The organism is Streptomyces sp. WZ.A104, from assembly GCF_002382885.1.
GTDB lineage: Bacteria > Actinomycetota > Actinomycetes > Streptomycetales > Streptomycetaceae > Streptomyces.
This window is the reverse complement of sequence record NZ_NWVL01000084.1, coordinates 1-16256: the sequence shown is the minus strand read 5'-3', so window position 1 is coordinate 16256 and position 16256 is coordinate 1. Positions and strand designations below refer to the sequence as shown.

General features: G+C 72.6%; 18 protein-coding genes. 11 read left to right on the top strand and 7 right to left on the bottom strand.

Annotated features, from left to right (window positions below):
• Positions 1 to 90: 90 nt before the first annotated feature.
• Both CIB93_RS38210 and CIB93_RS31670 read left to right on the top strand, forming a co-directional pair.
• Complete coding sequence (locus CIB93_RS38210; protein ID WP_179500314.1) at positions 91 to 246, top strand: hypothetical protein; 156 nt, start codon at positions 91 to 93, stop codon at positions 244 to 246.
• 139 nt (positions 247 to 385) lie between these two features.
• The gene (locus CIB93_RS31670) at positions 386 to 1171 is read left to right on the top strand and encodes an SAM-dependent methyltransferase (protein ID WP_096631905.1); all 786 of its coding nucleotides are present in this window, start codon (positions 386 to 388) and stop codon (positions 1169 to 1171) included.
• 9 nt (positions 1172 to 1180) lie between these two features.
• Here the strand turns inward: CIB93_RS31670 and CIB93_RS31665 are convergent, their stop codons facing one another.
• Positions 1181 to 1858, bottom strand: a complete 678-nt coding sequence (locus CIB93_RS31665) for an HSP18 transcriptional regulator (protein ID WP_096631903.1) — start codon at positions 1856 to 1858, stop codon at positions 1181 to 1183.
• A 136-nt stretch (positions 1859 to 1994) separates the two neighbouring features.
• Here CIB93_RS31665 and CIB93_RS31660 point away from each other — a divergent pair, with 136 nt between their 5' ends.
• From CIB93_RS31660 to CIB93_RS31650, 3 genes are all read left to right on the top strand, one after another.
• Positions 1995 to 2426, top strand: coding sequence for an Hsp20/alpha crystallin family protein (locus CIB93_RS31660; RefSeq protein ID WP_096631901.1), 432 nt, complete (start codon positions 1995 to 1997; stop codon positions 2424 to 2426).
• Positions 2427 to 2525: 99 nt separating this feature from the next.
• Positions 2526 to 2921, top strand: a complete 396-nt coding sequence (locus CIB93_RS31655; RefSeq protein ID WP_096631900.1) for a DUF2267 domain-containing protein — start codon at positions 2526 to 2528, stop codon at positions 2919 to 2921.
• 29 nt (positions 2922 to 2950) lie between these two features.
• Positions 2951 to 3385: a DUF2267 domain-containing protein gene (locus CIB93_RS31650; RefSeq protein WP_096631898.1), complete on the top strand. Its 435-nt coding sequence runs from the start codon at positions 2951 to 2953 to the stop codon at positions 3383 to 3385.
• A 209-nt stretch (positions 3386 to 3594) separates the two neighbouring features.
• Here CIB93_RS31650 and CIB93_RS31645 read toward each other — a convergent pair whose 3' ends face one another.
• From CIB93_RS31645 to CIB93_RS31635, 3 genes are all read right to left on the bottom strand, one after another.
• Entirely contained in the window at positions 3595 to 5064 is a 1470-nt protein-coding gene (locus CIB93_RS31645; protein ID WP_096631896.1) for a SulP family inorganic anion transporter, read from the bottom strand.
• A gap of 71 nt (positions 5065 to 5135) precedes the next feature.
• Entirely contained in the window at positions 5136 to 5732 is a 597-nt protein-coding gene (locus CIB93_RS31640; RefSeq protein ID WP_096631895.1) for a carbonic anhydrase, read from the bottom strand.
• 316 nt (positions 5733 to 6048) lie between these two features.
• Complete coding sequence (locus CIB93_RS31635; protein ID WP_096631893.1) at positions 6049 to 6708, bottom strand: bifunctional 2-polyprenyl-6-hydroxyphenol methylase/3-demethylubiquinol 3-O-methyltransferase UbiG; 660 nt, start codon at positions 6706 to 6708, stop codon at positions 6049 to 6051.
• A 156-nt stretch (positions 6709 to 6864) separates the two neighbouring features.
• Here CIB93_RS31635 and CIB93_RS31630 point away from each other — a divergent pair, with 156 nt between their 5' ends.
• Positions 6865 to 7203 carry a hypothetical protein gene (locus CIB93_RS31630; RefSeq protein WP_257002449.1) on the top strand — a complete coding sequence of 113 codons (339 nt, stop codon included), beginning with the start codon at positions 6865 to 6867 and terminating at the stop codon, positions 7201 to 7203.
• Positions 7204 to 7230: 27 nt separating this feature from the next.
• Here CIB93_RS31630 and CIB93_RS31625 read toward each other — a convergent pair whose 3' ends face one another.
• Entirely contained in the window at positions 7231 to 9138 is a 1908-nt protein-coding gene (locus CIB93_RS31625) for an ABC transporter ATP-binding protein (protein ID WP_096631891.1), read from the bottom strand.
• Positions 9139 to 9297: 159 nt separating this feature from the next.
• Here CIB93_RS31625 and CIB93_RS31620 point away from each other — a divergent pair, with 159 nt between their 5' ends.
• A complete protein-coding gene (locus CIB93_RS31620; protein ID WP_096631890.1) occupies positions 9298 to 9990 on the top strand; it encodes a ribonuclease H in 693 nt (230 codons plus the stop codon).
• A gap of 70 nt (positions 9991 to 10060) precedes the next feature.
• Here CIB93_RS31620 and CIB93_RS31615 read toward each other — a convergent pair whose 3' ends face one another.
• Positions 10061 to 10426, bottom strand: a complete 366-nt coding sequence (locus tag CIB93_RS31615; protein ID WP_373558822.1) for an ATP-binding protein — start codon at positions 10424 to 10426, stop codon at positions 10061 to 10063.
• 213 nt (positions 10427 to 10639) lie between these two features.
• Here CIB93_RS31615 and CIB93_RS31610 point away from each other — a divergent pair, with 213 nt between their 5' ends.
• The 3 genes from CIB93_RS31610 (at position 10640) to CIB93_RS31600 (ending at position 13045) form a co-directional block, all read left to right on the top strand.
• Complete coding sequence (locus CIB93_RS31610; protein WP_096631886.1) at positions 10640 to 11473, top strand: helix-turn-helix transcriptional regulator; 834 nt, start codon at positions 10640 to 10642, stop codon at positions 11471 to 11473.
• 71 nt (positions 11474 to 11544) lie between these two features.
• A complete protein-coding gene (locus CIB93_RS31605; RefSeq protein WP_096631884.1) occupies positions 11545 to 12645 on the top strand; it encodes a PP2C family protein-serine/threonine phosphatase in 1101 nt (366 codons plus the stop codon).
• 70 nt (positions 12646 to 12715) lie between these two features.
• A complete protein-coding gene (locus CIB93_RS31600; protein ID WP_096631882.1) occupies positions 12716 to 13045 on the top strand; it encodes a YkvA family protein in 330 nt (109 codons plus the stop codon).
• A 147-nt stretch (positions 13046 to 13192) separates the two neighbouring features.
• On the opposite strand, the gene CIB93_RS31595 is transcribed toward CIB93_RS31600, so the two are convergent.
• On the bottom strand, positions 13193 to 14536 hold the full coding sequence (locus CIB93_RS31595) for a DUF6777 domain-containing protein (protein ID WP_257002448.1): 1344 nt from the start codon (positions 14534 to 14536) through the stop codon (positions 13193 to 13195).
• A gap of 217 nt (positions 14537 to 14753) precedes the next feature.
• On the opposite strand from CIB93_RS31595, the gene CIB93_RS31585 reads away from it, so the two are divergent.
• Positions 14754 to 16043, top strand: a complete 1290-nt coding sequence (locus CIB93_RS31585; RefSeq protein WP_096631881.1) for a streptophobe family protein — start codon at positions 14754 to 14756, stop codon at positions 16041 to 16043.
• Positions 16044 to 16256: the final 213 nt, after the last annotated feature.

Here is a 16256-nt window from a genome sequence, read left to right as displayed (position 1 = left end):
CCGGGCGCACCGGCTGAGCCACCGCCTGCGCGCCGTGCGAGAGTTCGTACCTACGGGGGCCGGGGGCCCGGTGGCGAGGGAGGGAAGACCGTGGACCTGTTCGACGGGGAGCTGGGCGGACGCGACGAGCACGAGACGGTCGCAGGGGGCCGTTGGTCCTGGTGCGGCGTGATCGTCGTCGGGGTGGCGATCCTGCTCGCGATGCTGATGAGCTGGTTCTTCGGGCTGCTGGGACGGCTGTTCTGACGTCGCCGCCCCGTGCATGCGGAAGGCTACGCTAAAGTCACAGAAAGTGACGGTCGTGTGGAGTGGGGCGGCACGGCCTGCCAACCGCCCCTGTATGGGCGGCGAGTACCCCTGTACGGGCAGCGAGTAGAGGAGAGACATGAGCATCGACGACGATGAGCTCCGCCGCAGGATCCGCTCCGACGTTCCCCACTCGGCGCGCGTCTGGAACGCCTGGCTGGGCGGCAAGGACCACTATCCGGTGGACCGGGAGCTGGCCGACGTGGTCAGTGCGGCCTATCCGCAGATGGTCGACATCGCCCGCGCCTCCCGTGCGTTCCAGGTCCGCGCGATCCGCCATCTGGCCTCCATGGGCGTACGCCAGTTCCTGGACGTCGGCACCGGGCTGCCGGTGGCGAACAGCACCCACGAGGTGGCCCAGGGCATCGCGCCCGAGGCACGGATCGTCTACGTCGACAACGACCCCATCGTCCTCGCCCACGCCCAGGCGCTGCTGACCAGCGCGCCGGAGGGCCGCACGGCCTATGTGGACGAGGATCTCTCCGACACGGACGCCGTGGTGGACGAGGCGGCGAAGACGCTGGACCTGTCCGAACCCGTCGCCGTGCTCCTGCTGTCGACGCTGGGGCACCTCGCTCCGGCCGAAGGCATCGAGGTCGTTCAGCGGTACATGGCCCGTATGCCGTCGGGGAGCCATCTGGTGCTCTGCGACACGGTGAAGACCCCGCAGACCCTGGCCGCCCAGGAGGCCTACGACTCGGGCGACAACCCGCCGTACCTGGTGCGGGACCCGCAGGAGATCACCGCCTGCGCGGCGGGCCTGGAGCTCCTCGAACCGGGATTCGTCTCGATCGACCGGTGGCGGCCCGAGAGTGACGACGCGGTGCCGGTCGACCAGTGGGGGCTCGTCGCCCGCAAGCCGTAGCCGTACCGCTCAGCCGCTCCGTCGCCGGGTGGCCGTATCCCTGCGCAGTTGGCTGGTGTGACGGGTGAGCGAGTCGACGCGGTCCGCCAGCTTCCGGTGCCCCGGGGCGAGATGGGGGTGGAGCGCGGTGAGCGGGGTGACCAGGGCGGCGGCGTCGTCCGCGCCGAGTGCCTGGCGAAGCCGGTCCAGGGAGAGGTCCGCCGAGGCGGGGAGGTCCGGGAGCGCGGTGATCTGCCCGGCGAGCGACCGCAGGTCCGCCGCGTTCTGCCGCGCCCACGTGGTGATCGACCGGTCCGCCGCCCGGCTGTCCCGGGTGGCCCGGACCCGTTGCTCACCGGTGCTGCCCGCGGTGCCCGGACGCAGTCGCAGATAGCGCCGCTCGGCGGCCTGGCGACTGGCGACGCCCAGCGGATCGGCGAGGTCGGCCCAGCTCGCCCCCGCCGCCCGGGCGGCCTCGATCAGCCCGGTCTCCCAGCCCGCGAGCCGCTCCCGCACCTCGCGCAGCAGCTGGAGCGAGGCAAGGGCCTGGGCCCGCTCCGACACAGGCGCCTGACCGCAGGCGGCGTCGGTGTCGTGGGCCTCGCGGACCGCCTCGTCGATGGCCCGGAGAGCCGCTGACGCCGCCAGGAAGGAGACGGCGTTCGGTACGGGGTCCTCGGACGGCTCGGGCCTGGCTCGTGTGGACACGGAAGCTCCCTCGTTGCTCGGAATGCAGTCATCCTTTCGGTGACATTGTCAGTTGTCATCGAATGGATGACATGCTACAACGGTCTCAGGTGAAAAGCACGGGCCGTCCGCCCGATCGACTGGAGGTGTTTCCGTCATGCTGATGCGTACCGACCCCTTCCGTGAACTCGACCGGATCACCGAGCAGCTCCTGCGCCCCGGCACCTGGTCGCGGCCCTCGGCGATGCCGATGGACGCGTACCGTGAGGGCGACGAGTACGTCGTGGCGTTCGATCTTCCCGGTGTCCTGCCGGACGCGATCGACATCGACGTCGAGCGGAACATGCTGACCGTCAAGGCTGAGCGACGGCCGGCGGTGAACGCCGACCACGTGCAGATGGAGCTCTCCGAGCGTCCGCTGGGCGCCTTCTCGCGGCAGATCGTCCTCGCGGACACCCTCGACACCGAACGGATCGACGCCGACTACGACGCGGGTGTGCTGACCCTGCGCATCCCGATCGCCGAGCGCGCCAAGCCCCGCAAGATCACCATCGGCGGGGAGTCCCGGCGCAAGGAGATCAAGGGCTGACCCGGGTCCGCCCACGACAGCGGCGAGGGCCGGGACGGGATCTCCCCTTCTTCCCCCGGTTCCGGCTCCCGCCCTCACCACCCCGAGGGGGCGGCTGCGGTGACCCTGCGATGGGAGGCGTTCCTGGACCGGGTTCGGGAACGCGGAGAGTACGAAACGCGAACGGAGGCCGAGCGCGCCGCGCGCGTCGTCCTGGCTCTCCTCGGTGCCCACCTGGTGGGCAGGGAGCGGGCCGAACTGGCCGCCCGGCTCCCGGAGACCATGGCCCTGATCCTGCTGAACCCGCTCCAGGCCGCCGAACCGCTCTCCCCGGACCGGTTCGTGCGCGCCACCGCGGCGTGGATCGAGGGCGCCACCGAACAGACGGCCCTGTGGGACGTCGGCGCCGTCCTCAGCGTCGCCGCGGATGCGGCGGGCGACGAACTCACCCGCCGTGTCCTGCTGCAACTGCCGACGGGGTACGACGCGCTCTTCGGCCACCTGAAGAACACCTGAGCAGTACGACGAGAAGGGCTGCTGCCACGATGATTCACGAGCCTCGGAACGCCGGCGCACCACAGGACGCGACGTGGGACCGGTTGCTGGAGAAGATCAGATACGACGGGGCCTACCCCACCCGCGAACGCGCCGAGGACACCCTGCGCGCCGTGCTGACCGCACTCGGCCGGCAGGTCACCGGCGACGAGCGCGTCGCCCTCGCCGCCGCGCTGCCCCGAGAAGCCGCCCGGGCGTTCACCACCGAGGCCCCGGCCCTCGAACAGCTCGGCGGCGCGGGCTTCGTGTACGACCTCGCACTGCGCACCGCGGGAACCCCGGCGACCGCCCGCTGGGACGCCGGAGTCGTCCTGAGCGCTGTCGCCGGTCTGGTGGGGGACGAACTGGTAACCCGGCTCGTCCGCAGGCTGCCGCTCGGCTACGCGCTCCTCTTCGGGCGCGCGGAACTCGCCCCGGCCGCCTGACCCGTAGGCGTACCGGCCGCCGACGAGGACGTCAGCGGACCCGGGCCGTGTCCGGACACGGCCCGGGCGGGAGATTCGGCACCCGCGGCCGGTGGTCCCGGCCGATGCACGCGCGGCGGCGGATGCGCAGCACGGCCAGCACTGCCGACGCGCCCGGCTCCCCCTGCGCGCACGGCCCTAGAAGACTCACCAAGATCTTCATGAGTCTTCTAGCGGCGGATCGTCACCGGGTCGGTCTCCGCGTCGTTGTGTCTCCGCGCCCAGTTCTCCAGCGCCACCCGGCAGGCGTGGTCGAGGTGGCGCAGGCCGCTGAGGTCCAGCTCCATGGCCTGGTCCTGCGGAAGCTTCTCCAGCTGCTCCAGGATGCGCGGCAGCCGCAGGAAGGTGGCGTTGCCGGTGAGCGTCACCACGACCCGGCCGCCGGTGAGCTGATGGGTGGAGAGCTGTACGTGCGATGTCTCCCAGGCCGACTTGACCACGGCCAGCAGCAGACCGAGCACGACCCCCTCGAACAGGTTGGTCACCACGATGGCCAGCGCGGTGACCGCCAGCAGGACCGCTTCCCCGCGGTGCTCGCGCCACAGCGGCCCGAACTCCCTGGCGGGCACCAGCTTGCACCCGGCGTGCACGAGGATTCCGGCGAGGGCGGCCAGCGGGATGATGCCGATGGCCGCCGGGAGCAGGGCGGCGAACAGCAGCAGCCACATACCGTGGGCGACCCGGGAGAGCGCGGTCGTCGCCCCGGCCTGGACGTTGGTGGTGCTGCGGACGACGACCGCGGCCATCGGGAGCGCGCCGAGTGCCCCACAGAGGGTGTTGCCGACGCCCTGGGCCACCAATTCCTTGTCGTAGTCGGTGCGGGGCCCGTCCTGCATCCGGTCGACGGCCGCCGCGCTGAACAGACTCTCTGCCGAGGCGACGAGGGCGATGGCCAGGACGGTGCCGATGACCGCCACATCGGCGAGTTGGGCGAACTCCGCCCCGCCGGGCGGATCGATGGCCTGCAGCAGCCCGTTCACATCGGCCACCGCCGGCCGCAGCCCGGCCAGGGAAGCGACGGCGGTGGCCAGGACGACCGCGACGAGGGGGGCCGGCACGAGTCGTACGGTGGCCGGGAGCTTCGGCCACAGCAGCAGCACGGCGACCGTTCCGGTGCCCAGGCCGAATGCGGTCAGGGCCTCGTGGTTCGTGACGATCTCGACGGCGAGCCCCGGAAGTCCGGCCAGCGTGGCGAGACCGCTGCCCGGCTGCTCCGTGTCGGCCATGGCGTACACCTGGCCGAGCACGATGATCAGGCCGATGCCGGCGAGCATGCCTTGCACCACGGAGACGGAGATGGCGCGGAACCAGCGGCCGAAGCGCGCCAGGCCCAGCACCACCTGGAGCAGGCCGGCGGCCAGCACGATCGGGCCGAGCGCGCTGACGCCGAATTCCGTGATCGCCTCGTAGACGAGCACGGCGAGTCCGGCGGTCGGGCCGCTGACCTGGAGCCTGCTGCCCGGTAGGAAGCCGATGACCAGCCCGCCGACGATACCGGTGACCAGACCCAGTTCGGCCGGTACTCCGGAGGCGACGGCGACGCCGACGCACATCGGCAGCGCGACGAGGAAGACGACGATCGACGCCAGTAGGTCACGTCGAACGACCTGGGGGTTCTTGAGTTCCTTCGCGGAGATCACGGATGGTTTCCCTTGTGGGTACGGTCGCGCCCGGCCGGGGCCGGGCGCGAGAGAGTGGGGGAGGGAAGCCGTCAGAGGCGGGCGAACGAGGGCCCGTGCTCCGGTCGGTGCACGCTGACGGAGCCGGTGTGCACCTCGTAGTACCAGGCGTGCAGACCGAGGGTGCGCTCGGCGAGCCGCTCCCGCACCGCGGGGTAACCCCGCAGGGTGTCGAGCTGGGCGAGGGCGTGTGTCTGGATCGCCCCGGGCAGATCGCCGGAGTGGGCGGTGGGGGCCCTGCCGTCCGAGGAGCGCTCCAGCCAATGGCGGACGGCGGGCATGGCGGAGAGGTCGTCGCCCCGGAACACGGCGCCCACCGCGCCGCAGTGGGAGTGCCCGCAGACGATGATGTCGCGCACCTGGAGCATGCGCAGCGCGTACTCGATGGTCGCGGCCTCGCCGGTGGGCCGGTCCCGTTCGGGATAGGGCGGCACGATATTGCCCGCCGTACGGAGTTCGAAGAGCTGCCCCGGGCGGGCGCCGGTGAACAGTGAGGGGACGACCCGGGAGTCCGAGCAGGTGATGAAGAGGGCTTCGGGGGTCTGGCCGTCCGCGAGTAGGGCGAAATCCTTTGCGTTCGCGGCGACGTGCTCGGTGAAAGTCCGGGCGTGTTCTACGAGGGACTGCATGGTGGCCTGCCTCCTGCATCCGGCGGTACCGGGGAGCGGTGTGGTCGGGTCATATTGGCGAATGAGCTGTTTATATCCGTATGAATGTTCGGAACGGAGGGGGTGCCTCACCTCGTGATATGCCGCAAGGCGGCCACTGTGAGACCCGTTCCGATCGCATCGCTGGGATACGACTACAGCTCACCATATAGACCAGAACTTTGCTATCGCATTACCTTCTCGTGAAGGAACACGAATGCGCCATTCTTGCCATTCATTCGGCTGGTTCTTTGTGATAGCCAATGAGGAGACCGGTCCGCGTGGGACGGGAGAAGCGTCAGATACGGCGGCCGTGCAGGAACAGATGCGGCTCGGGTTCGCCCGCCGGATGCTGCGGGGTGAACAGCGCGCTCCGCTCCCATTCCACGATGAGACCCGACCGTGTCAGCAGTGCGGTGAACTCCTCGGCCCCGAAGCTGGAGACCCGGACCGGCTGCCCCATGAACACCGCGTCGGCATCCGCCACGTCCACCGGGACCGTGGCGGCCACCAGCACCCCGCCGACCCGCAGCGACCGGGTGAGCCGCTCCAACAGCTCGCCCTGCTCGCCGCGAGACATCTGCAGCAGCGAGAAATAGACGCAGACGGCGTCGAACTCTCCCCCGGGCAGCGGTAGTTCGCGGATGTCGGCACACCGGAACTCGGCCCCCGGCACCTGTCGGGCCGCGAGAGCCGTCATCACCGGCGACACATCGACGCCCAGCACCCGGTGCCCCGCCTCCGCCAGGGTCTGCGCGGTGGGACGGCCCGTACCGCTGCCCACGTCCAGTACGCGGCTGCCCGGCGCGAGGTCCGCCAGCAGGCGGTCCAGCGAGGCGCGGTGAGCCGTGGAGGAGGCGAAGGCCCGCTCGTACTCCGCCCCCAGCGCGTCGAACACCGCCGCGGCCGGACGCCCCCGGCCGTCGTGCGCGTCCGGGAGTCCGTGGCTGTCACCCATCGGAGCGGTCCTTCCGTGGTGCGGCGGTGAGTTCGGGGCCCGTCGTCGTGCACGGCCGCTCTGAGCGTCCCCCCGCGACCACCTGAGTATGCCGGGCCGTCACCCCTGAGTACGTGCCCCGATGTTCCGGCGCCCGGCCGCTGTTCGAATACCCGTATGACCTCCGACGTCCGTATGACCTCCGAAGCGCCGCGCCGCCCGCGCATCCAGCACGTCACCACCGCCGGTACCGCCCTCGCCGTCACGCTGCTCCCGCTGGTGGTCGGCGTGCTGCTGGCCAGGACCATGGCGGCGGACCCGATGACGACGGTGAACGCGCTGGTCACCAACGGCGGTCACCGCCCGCGCGTGTCGCCGAAGGAGTGGCGCCGGTGCGGCGGCCACGCACTGCGCAGGCTGCGTACCGCCGAACGGGTGAGCACGGGCCGCCCCGGCGCGCGCCGACGCCGTCCGGCCGGTGCTTTCCGGCCGGACGGCGTCAGGGGTACGGAGTAGGGAACGGGGAGGCGGCGGGGGAGCGGGTCAGCGGACCGGCTCGATCTCCCGGATCTCGTCCTCCCCGTCCCCCGACGGCCGATCGAACTGGGTGCGGTACAGCTCCTCGTACCGCCCGCCCGCCGCCAGCAGTTCGGTGTGCGTTCCGTTCTCCACGATCCGGCCCGCCTCCACGACCAGGATGCGGTCGGCCGCCCGTACGGTCGAGAGCCGGTGGGCGATCACCACGGCGGTCCGGCCCGCCAGCGCCTCGGTCAGGGCCTCCTGCACGGCGGCCTCCGAGGTGGAGTCGAGGTGCGCGGTCGCTTCGTCGAGGATCACGACGCGCTGGCGGGCCAGCAGCAGCCGGGCGATGGTGAGCCGCTGACGCTCACCGCCGGAGAGCCGGTAGCCGCGCTCGCCCACCACCGTGTCCAGACCGTCCGGCAGCGAGGCGATCAGACCGTCGAGCCGGGAGCGGCGCAGGGCGTCCCAGATCTCGTCCTCGGAGGCGTCGGGCCGGGCGAGCAGCAGATTGGCGCGTACGGACTCGTGGAACAGGTGCCCGTCCTGGGTGACCATGCCGAGCGTGTCCCGGATCGAATCGGCGCTCAGGTCCCGTACGTCGACACCGTTCAGCCGTACGGCACCGGCATCCGCGTCGTACAGCCGGGGCAGCAGCTGCGCGATCGTCGACTTGCCCGCACCGGACGAGCCCACCAGGGCGATCATCTGGCCCGGTTCGGCGCGGAAGGACACCTCGTTCAGGACCGGTGTGCCGCCCCGGTCGTCGAGTGCGGCGACCTCCTCCAGGGAGGCGAGGGAGACCTTCTCGGCGGAGGGGTAGCCGAAGGAGACCCGGTCGAACTCCACGGAGACCGGGCCCTCGGGCACCGGACGGGCGTCCGGCTTCTGCTCGATCAGCGGCTTCAGGTCCAGGATCTCGAAGACCCGCTCGAAGCTGACGAGCGCGCTCATCACCTCGACCCGCGCCCCGGCGAGCGCGGTGAGCGGCGCGTACAGCCGGGTCAGCAGCAGGGCCAGTGCCACGACGGCCCCCGCCTCCAGGCTGCCGCGCAGGGCGTAGAACCCGCCGAGCCCGTACACGAGCGCCAGGGCCAGGGCTGATACCAGGGTCAGCGCGGTGATGAACGCCGACTGGACCATCGCCGTACGGACACCGATGTCCCGGACCCGGTCGGCGCGGGCGGCGAACTCCGCGGACTCGTCGGACGGCCGCCCGAACAGCTTGACGAGGGTCGCGCCGGGGGCGGAGAACCGCTCCGTCATCTGCGTGCCCATCGCGGCGTTGTGACCCGCGGCCTCCCGCTCCAGCCCGGCCATCCGGGCTCCCATCCGGCGGGCGGGCACGACGAAGACGGGGAGCAGGACCAGCGAGAGCAGGGTGATCTGCCAGGAGAGCGTGAGCATCACGGCGAGCGTCAGCAGCAGGGTGACGAGGTTGGAGACGACCCCGGAGAGCGTGTTGCTGAACGCGCGCTGGGCGCCGATCACATCGTTGTTGAGCCTGCTGACCAGGGCGCCGGTCCGGGTCCGGGTGAAGAAGGCCACCGGCATCTTCTGGACGTGGTCGAACACGGCGGTGCGCAGGTCCAGGATCAGACCCTCGCCCAGCGTCGCCGACAACCAGCGCGTGAGCAGCGCCAGCCCGGCTTCGAGCACCGCGATCAGCGCGATGAGCAGGGCGAGCCGGATGACCGTCCCGGTCTCCTCACCCTTGACGATCGCGTCGACGACCCGGCCGGCGAGGACCGGTGTGGCCACGGCGAGCAGCGCGGTCACGACGCTGAGCAGCAGGAACCGGCGGATGCGCCGCCGGTGGGGGCGTGCGAAGACCAGGATGCGGCGCAAGGTGGCCCGGGAGAAGGGCCGGCGGTCCTCCTGGGCGTTGATCGCACTGTGCAGCGAGTGCCAAGCCGTGACTTCCATGTCCATGGGGCGCTCCGAATTTGATGGCCAGGGGTGTCCCGTCGGCCGTGCGGCCCCGGGTGCACTGAGAACGCTAAAACCCGAAGTTTGGTTGAGGTCAAGGCCGTGCGTGGCTCCTGTGGGCGGCCGGTCGGAACGGTCATGCGGGGCTGGCATGATCGAGGGATGAACGAGTGCATCATCGCCGCCTGTGACGGGGCGTCCAAGGGAAATCCGGGACCGGCCGCCTGGGCGTGGGTCGTGGCGGACGCGGAGGGGACCCCCGTGCGCTGGGAGGCCGGACCGCTCGGCACCGCGACGAACAACGTCGCCGAGCTGACCGCGCTGGCCGAGCTGCTGGAATCCGTCGATCCGGCGGTGCGCGTCGAGGTGCGGATGGACTCGCAGTACGCGATGAACGCCGTGACCAAGTGGCTGCCGGGCTGGAAGCGCAACGGCTGGAAGACCTCCGGCGGGAAGCCCGTCGCCAATCGTGAGCTGGTCACCCGGATCGACGCCCTGCTCGCCGAGCGCTCGGTGACCTTCCGCTATGTCCCCGCCCATCAGGTGGACGGGGATCCGCTCAACGCGCTCGCCGACCAGGCCGCGAGCGAGGCCGCGGTGGCCCAGCGCCCGGCGGGCACGGCGCACGGCGAGACGGCTCTGCCGGTGCCCGCTCCCGCACGGTCGACGAAGGCGACGGGGCGTACGGAAGCCTCCGGTGCGGCGGGCGCTTCGCGGGGCGGGCGGTCCACCGGCACGATCAAGGCGCGGTTCGCGGGCCGGTGCCACTGCGGAAAGCCGTACGCGGCCAAGGAGCCGATCGCGAAGAACCCGAACGGCTGGGGACACCCGGAGTGCCGTACGGCCCCTGCCTGAGGCGGGGCGGCGTCGGCGCCGAGACCGCGGGCGGCGTCAGAGGGTGAGCGGCGTCAGAGGGTGAGCGGCGTCAGAGGTCGGCCCAGACGAGTCGGCCCGCCAGTGCGGCGCGGGTGCCCCAGCGGGCGGCCAGCGCGTCGACGAGCAGCAGACCCCTGCCGTCCTCGGACAGACAGTCGATCGCATCGTCGGCGCCGAGGCCGCCGGTCTCCCGGGCCGAGGCCCTCAGCAGCTCCACCGAGTCGTCAGGACAGGCGGGGGATGGGATACGGGCCCGGCCGCGGTTCCACACGCACAGGCGTACCCCGCCGGGCGAGCGCAGGAGGCGACAGCGGATCCGCCGGGTGCTGGTGTGCTGCACGGCGTTGGTGACCAGTTCCGTCACGATGAGAGCGGCCGCCTCGACGCGGTCGGCGGGTTCTCCCCACGCGCGCATCGCCTCCTGCACCCGGTGCCGCGCCTCCGGCACCCCCCTGGGCGATCGGGGCACCCACCAGCTGTGCGCACCTCGGCCGCCTCCGGCATCGGGGGCGCGTTCCGCGCAAATGGCTATTTCCGACATGTATGCACTCTCGACGCAAAACGCGTACTTTGCAACCGACAGAGTGTGTAGTGCTCCCTATCGGGGCTCGACGAGGAAGGTATCCGCATGCGAGCCCGATCCGGTCCCACCGTGGAGCACCGCGTACTGGCGGTCCGCCTCCGGCTGCTGCGGGAACGCGCCGGGATCAGTCTCCGGGCCGCCGCGGAGGCACTGGATGCCCACCCCGCCACCGTCCGGCGGATCGAACGGGCCGAGACCGGACTGGACGCCCGGCAGGTCAGCGAACTGCTGCGCTGCTACGGAGTCCCGCCCGCTGTCGCCGAGCCCATGATGGCCAAACTCGCCGACGCGAACCTGCCCGGCTGGTGGCACCGCTGGCGGGACGCGATGGACACCTGGCAGCAGGAGGTCATCGGCGTGGAGTCCTCGGCCAGTCTCGTGCGGACCTGGCACCCGGCGCTCGTGCCCGAGCTGCTGCGCACCCCCGCGTACGCCGCCGCGCTCCACCGCACGCAGTACCCGGACGACCCCCCGGCCCGGCTGGAGCGCCGCGTCGAACTGCTGCGGGAGCGGCGCCGGCGGATGCGTGAGCGGGGAGCCGACCTGTGGGCCCTGTTCCCGGCCGCGGCCCTGCACACCCGGGTCGGCGGGCCGGAGACGATGGCCGGGCAGCGGGCGGCGCTGGCCGAGGCGATGCGGGAGCGGCACATCACCGTCCAGGTGGTGCCCATGGACCACCCGCCGCACCCCCTGACCGGCATGCCGCCCCTTCACCTGCTGCGGGTCCCCGCCCCCGAGATCGGCGACCAGGCCGTCCTGGAGACCCCCGGCGTCCGGGTCGACGTCGTCGACGACCCCGAGACCGTGATGGCCCACCGCATCCGGCTGGACGCCGCGTGCGCCGCCGCGCCCCGTCCCGGGACCCCGCTGCCGGAGTGAGCGGCCACGGGCGGAGCCCTCCCGGCCCGCGCCGGGATGCGAGAGCAGCCGACCCCGTACAGCGTGGGGGAGTGGTGGAGCTGCGCAGAGCCCAGTGGATCCCGGTGGGGGTCATCCTGCTGGCCGCCGTGCTGGACCTGGCCACTCCGACGGACGTCACCTCCGCGCCGCTGCTGATGGCCGCGCCCGTCGCCGCCGCACCGCTCCTGAGCCTGCCCGGCATCATCGCGATCGGCGCCCTGTCCATGGCCGTCCACGCGGCCCTCGCCTGGATCAACGGCACCTTCGGCTGGCACCGGGGCGTCGCCAACCAGCTCACCCTTCTGGCCGTAACCGTGCTGGCCGTCCTCATCCACCGCGCCCTGGAGGGCCAGACCGCCCGGACCCGCCGTGCCCGGCAGGTCGCCGCCGTGGCCCAGAGCGCCGTCCTGCCCAGGCCCCCGTCACGGCTCGGCGAGCTCAGGATCGCCGCCCGGTACGTGCCCGCCGAGGACGAGGCCATGATCGGCGGCGACCTCTACGTCGTCCAGGACACCCCGCACGGGGTGCGCGTGATGGTCGGGGACGTACGGGGCAAGGGCCTGGGCGCGGTGAGCGCGGTCTGCGCGGACCTGGGCGCCTTCCGTCACGCCGCGGACGAGGCCGAGGACCTGCCCCGCCTGGTGGCCTCCCTGGAACGGGCCCTGCTGCGCGAGGGCGGCCGTCGCGGCGGGCACGAGCGGGACGAGGGGTTCACGACGGCCCTGATCGCCGAGTTCTCCGTCGGCCTCGACACCGTACGGGTCATCAACCGCGGGCACCCGCCCCCGGTGCTGCTGGACGCCGGGGGCCGGGCCGCCGTCCTGGAACCGTCCGAGGAGGCGCCCCCGCTCGGCATGAGCGCCCTGGGCGCCTGGTCGGCCCCGGTCGACACGTTCTCCTTTCCCCCCGGCGCCACCCTCATCTGCTACACCGACGGGGTCACCGAGGCCCGCGACGAGTCCGGGGTCTTCTACGACGCGGCCGTGCGCCTGCCCCATCTCGTACGCCACCGGGCGCTGACCGGTGATCCGGCCACCCCGGCGCAGATCCTCCACCTCATGATCGAGGACGTGGGACGGCACACCGGCGGCCGAATCCAGGACGATCAGGCGCTCCTCGCCCTGCACCGGCCCCTGGGCGTGCATGAATGACGAGCGGCGCGCGCCGCCGTAGGCGTACGGGGCGGGCGGAAGCCCGCGAAGAATGGGTAGATGATGAGCCATGGACACAACCGCTTGGCTCGTTGTCGCCGCCGTGGCCGCGCTGATCACCCTGGTTCTGGCCGCCGTGCTCCTGGTGCGCGTCTTCAAGGCCAGGAAACTCCTGGTGGACTCCGGGATTCCGCTGCGCAGCAAGGCGCTCGTCTGGGCGGCCGTGATCTACACGGTGTCGCCCGTCGACCTGCTGCCGGACCCCGTCTACCTCGATGACATCGGATTCCTGCTGGTCGCCCTGCGCTCCCTGCACTCGGCCGCGTCGGCCGCCGGAGTGCGTACGGGCCAGCGGGCGGAGGCGCCGACGGACACCCCGGTGGAGATGAAGACCCTCTAGGCGTATTGGCCCGCTTGGCCCGCGCGGTGTTGGTGACGCGGCTGACGGGCGGGCGTCCGGAAAGTCACGGTCCAGGCTCGACTTTCCGGGCACGGCCCAGGGCTGTCCCGTCATCCCTGGCGGATCAGCGTGATTACAGGGCAGCCCTCAGGCCCGGGCGGCGGCCGCCGGTGCCCCCGTCTGCGGCCCGGGGTCCTGCGGGTTCGGCGAACCGGGCGCCGGGGGCTGCGGGGCCGACTGAGAGCCGGGCGGGTCGGCGGGCGGCGGCTCGGAGGTGGCCGGGTCGTCCGGGGGCGGCTCGGAGGTGGCCGGGTCGTCCGGCGGGGGCTCGGAGGTCGCAGGGTCCTCACCCGGCGGTGACGTCTGCTCGTCCGGCGAGGCGGAGGGATCCGACGGGGGGCACGGCCGGTCCTGGTCCTCACGCGATCCCGGCGGACAGGGCGAGGCGGACGCGTCCTCGGGAGGATCGGTCTTCTTGTCGCCGTCGCCCGTGTCGCCGGCGAGCCGCTCGAACCATTCGCCGTTCTCCGGGTCGACCATCACGAACTCTTTCACCGGTTTCGCCGACGGCTCGACCACGACCACGTCCGACGCCCGGTAACCGGGCCAGGCCTGCCCCGTCGTGCGGGGAGTGCTGTCCTGGGCGACGGGCGGCAGCAGCGGGTTGCCGCAGGCGCAGCGGACCCGGGGCACGCCGCGGTCGTCGACGAGGACCGCCGTACCGGCCTGGAGCACCGCCTGATAGGCCGTCGCCTCGCCGTCCCGGAAGCCGTGGTTGGTGACACGGGTGTCCATCCGGAGCGTCACGGGGGTGAGGTCGCGCAGATAGCCGGGGACGGCGGACGGCTCGATGTCCTGGACCGAGGCGAACGCCCGGTTCTTGTCCGGGGCAGCCGTCAGCGTGTCGATCTGCTTCTCCACATCGCAGCTGGCGACCTGGCGGGTGCCCCCGTACAGACCGGGCGCCGCGCCGTCGACCCCGCGTGTCACCTTGGTGCCGGTCGCCGTTGCGCTGGGCGCCTTCGAGGGCGTCGCCGTCCCGGGCTCGGCCGCGTCGTCGTTGGCCGTGGACTCCGTGAACGGATCGGGCCCCGAGGAGCCCGCCGCCTGGAGGAACACCTCGCCGCCCGCCTTCGAGCCGCCGTCGGGCCGGGTAAGGAAGACGATCAGCACGACCGCCGCCACCAGCGCTGTGGCGATCGCCGCGATCCGGGGGACCGAACGCCACCAGGGGCGCCCGGGGCCGGAACCGGGAGTGGCGCCCGAGCCGTGCCCAGGGCCCCCGCCCGCGCCGCCGGAACCTCCCGCGCCGCCGTCCCCCGAACCGCCGGAGCCGCCCGGTCCGCCGTGGTCGTCACCGCCGGGCGGGCCGGGCGGTGGACTGGACACGGTGGGAGGCGGAGGCGTCGGACCACCGGACTGCGAAGGGCCCGAGAGCGGGCCGGAGGGCGGTCCTGTGGGGCGGCCGGATGACGGCGGCTGGACACTCACGGGCTCTTCTTCCCGACGTCGGTACCCGCCCCGGACACCCGTGCCGGGTCCGTTTCCGTACCGGGGCGCGCGCCCATGCCGTTGCCGTACGAGCGCCGATCGGTAATCCGGGGCATATCGCCTCATTGTGTGTCCCGCCCGGGTGGTCTCCGCAAGCGGAGGGCGGGACCGGTTCTTTCGGGGGGCGCGGCATCCGGTCCCTGCCTAGCGTGACAGTGTGAACGTCCGCGCGAGCAACGACAGGAACACCGCACGCACCCCGCACGGCTGGCGCGACGCGCTCGTCGCGGTCCTCCCCGGCGTGCTCGCCATGCTGGCGACCGCGGCCCTCGGTCTGTGGGCCGCCGGTGCGGCCGGGCTGCCCGGCGGGGCCTTTCCAGCGGTCGTCGCCGCGGTCGTGGTGATGGCGGCCGGAGGCTCCGTAGGACTCTCCGGGGACACCGGACCTCTCGTGGGGACGCAGGCCGACCTCTCGGTGCTCCCGCTCTCCGTGACCCTGGTGGGCGCCCTTCTCGTCGCCCGCGGATTCCTCCGCCCGCTGCGCCACCGGGCCGTCGCTGGCACCCGCGAACTGGCGGGCTGGGCGGGCCGGGTCGCCGCGCTGTGGATCGTCGCCCTGATCGTGCTCTCGCTCGTGGCCCGGCACACCTTCACCCTTTCGGCCGACGAGCTCACCGGCAGCGGTGCCGGGGACCTCCTGGGCGGCTCACCCAAGGTCGGCTTCCGGGCGGAGATCCCCCTCACCCTGGTCTTCGGGCTCCTCTGGCTCGCCGGGGTCCTGGTCCTGGCCCTGCTCGTCTCGCGCCGCGCCCCGCTGCCGCCCCGGCTGGTGCGCTTCCAGGAACCCGTACGCCCGGCTGCCTTCGCCATGGTGGTGCTGCTCCTCGTGTGCGTCGCGCTCGGTGTCGTCGCCGGTCTCGTCGTGATGATCACGCACGGGCACCCCGCCGAGACCGCGGCGGTGATCCTTCTCGGGCTTCCCAACCTGGTCTGGCTCGCGTTCACCCTCGGCCTCGGCGCCTCCTGGGAGGGGAAGGTCGAGGGCCCCTTCGGACTGCCGATGCCCCAGGTCCTCGACACCGTCCTGCGCACCCCCGACCTCTCCACCCTCAACCTGACCACCCTCGCCGCGCAGGACGGGCGCGTCCGCTGGCTCGTGGCCGCCGCCACCCTGCTGCTGCTCGGGGCCGCGTTCCTCATGGCGGCCCGCTCGCCCGCCCGGATGCGCCTGTGGCAGCACGCGGTGCACATGGCGGCGGCGCTCTCCCTGACCGTGCTGTTCATCTGCCTCACCGCCCGGGTCTCCGCGCACTACGGGCTGTCCCTCATGGGGCTCGGCGACCTGGGCGGCGGACTCGGCGGTGAGGTGTCACTGCGCCCGCAACCGTGGACCGCCCTCGGCCTCGCCGTGCTCTGGGGCCTGGTCACCGGGTTCCTCGGGGGCCTCGCCGCCTCCCGCGTCCACCGGCGCGGCGAGATCCCGGACGAGAGCCCGCCGCCTGCCTGACCCCCCTTCCCGGGTAACCGGGCCGCGCCGACCGCCAGTCGAGCCTGATGCCTGTTCAGCCGATGGCTGTTCAGCTGCCGCCCGGGAACACCGGAGCGGCCCAGCGCGGCGGCCGGGGCGGCGGCGCGGAGGCCGCCGACCACGAACCGGCCCGCACGTCCACCCGGGTCGGCGCGTGCTGCCCGGGCCCGATGCCGGCCGCCGCGGCCCGCA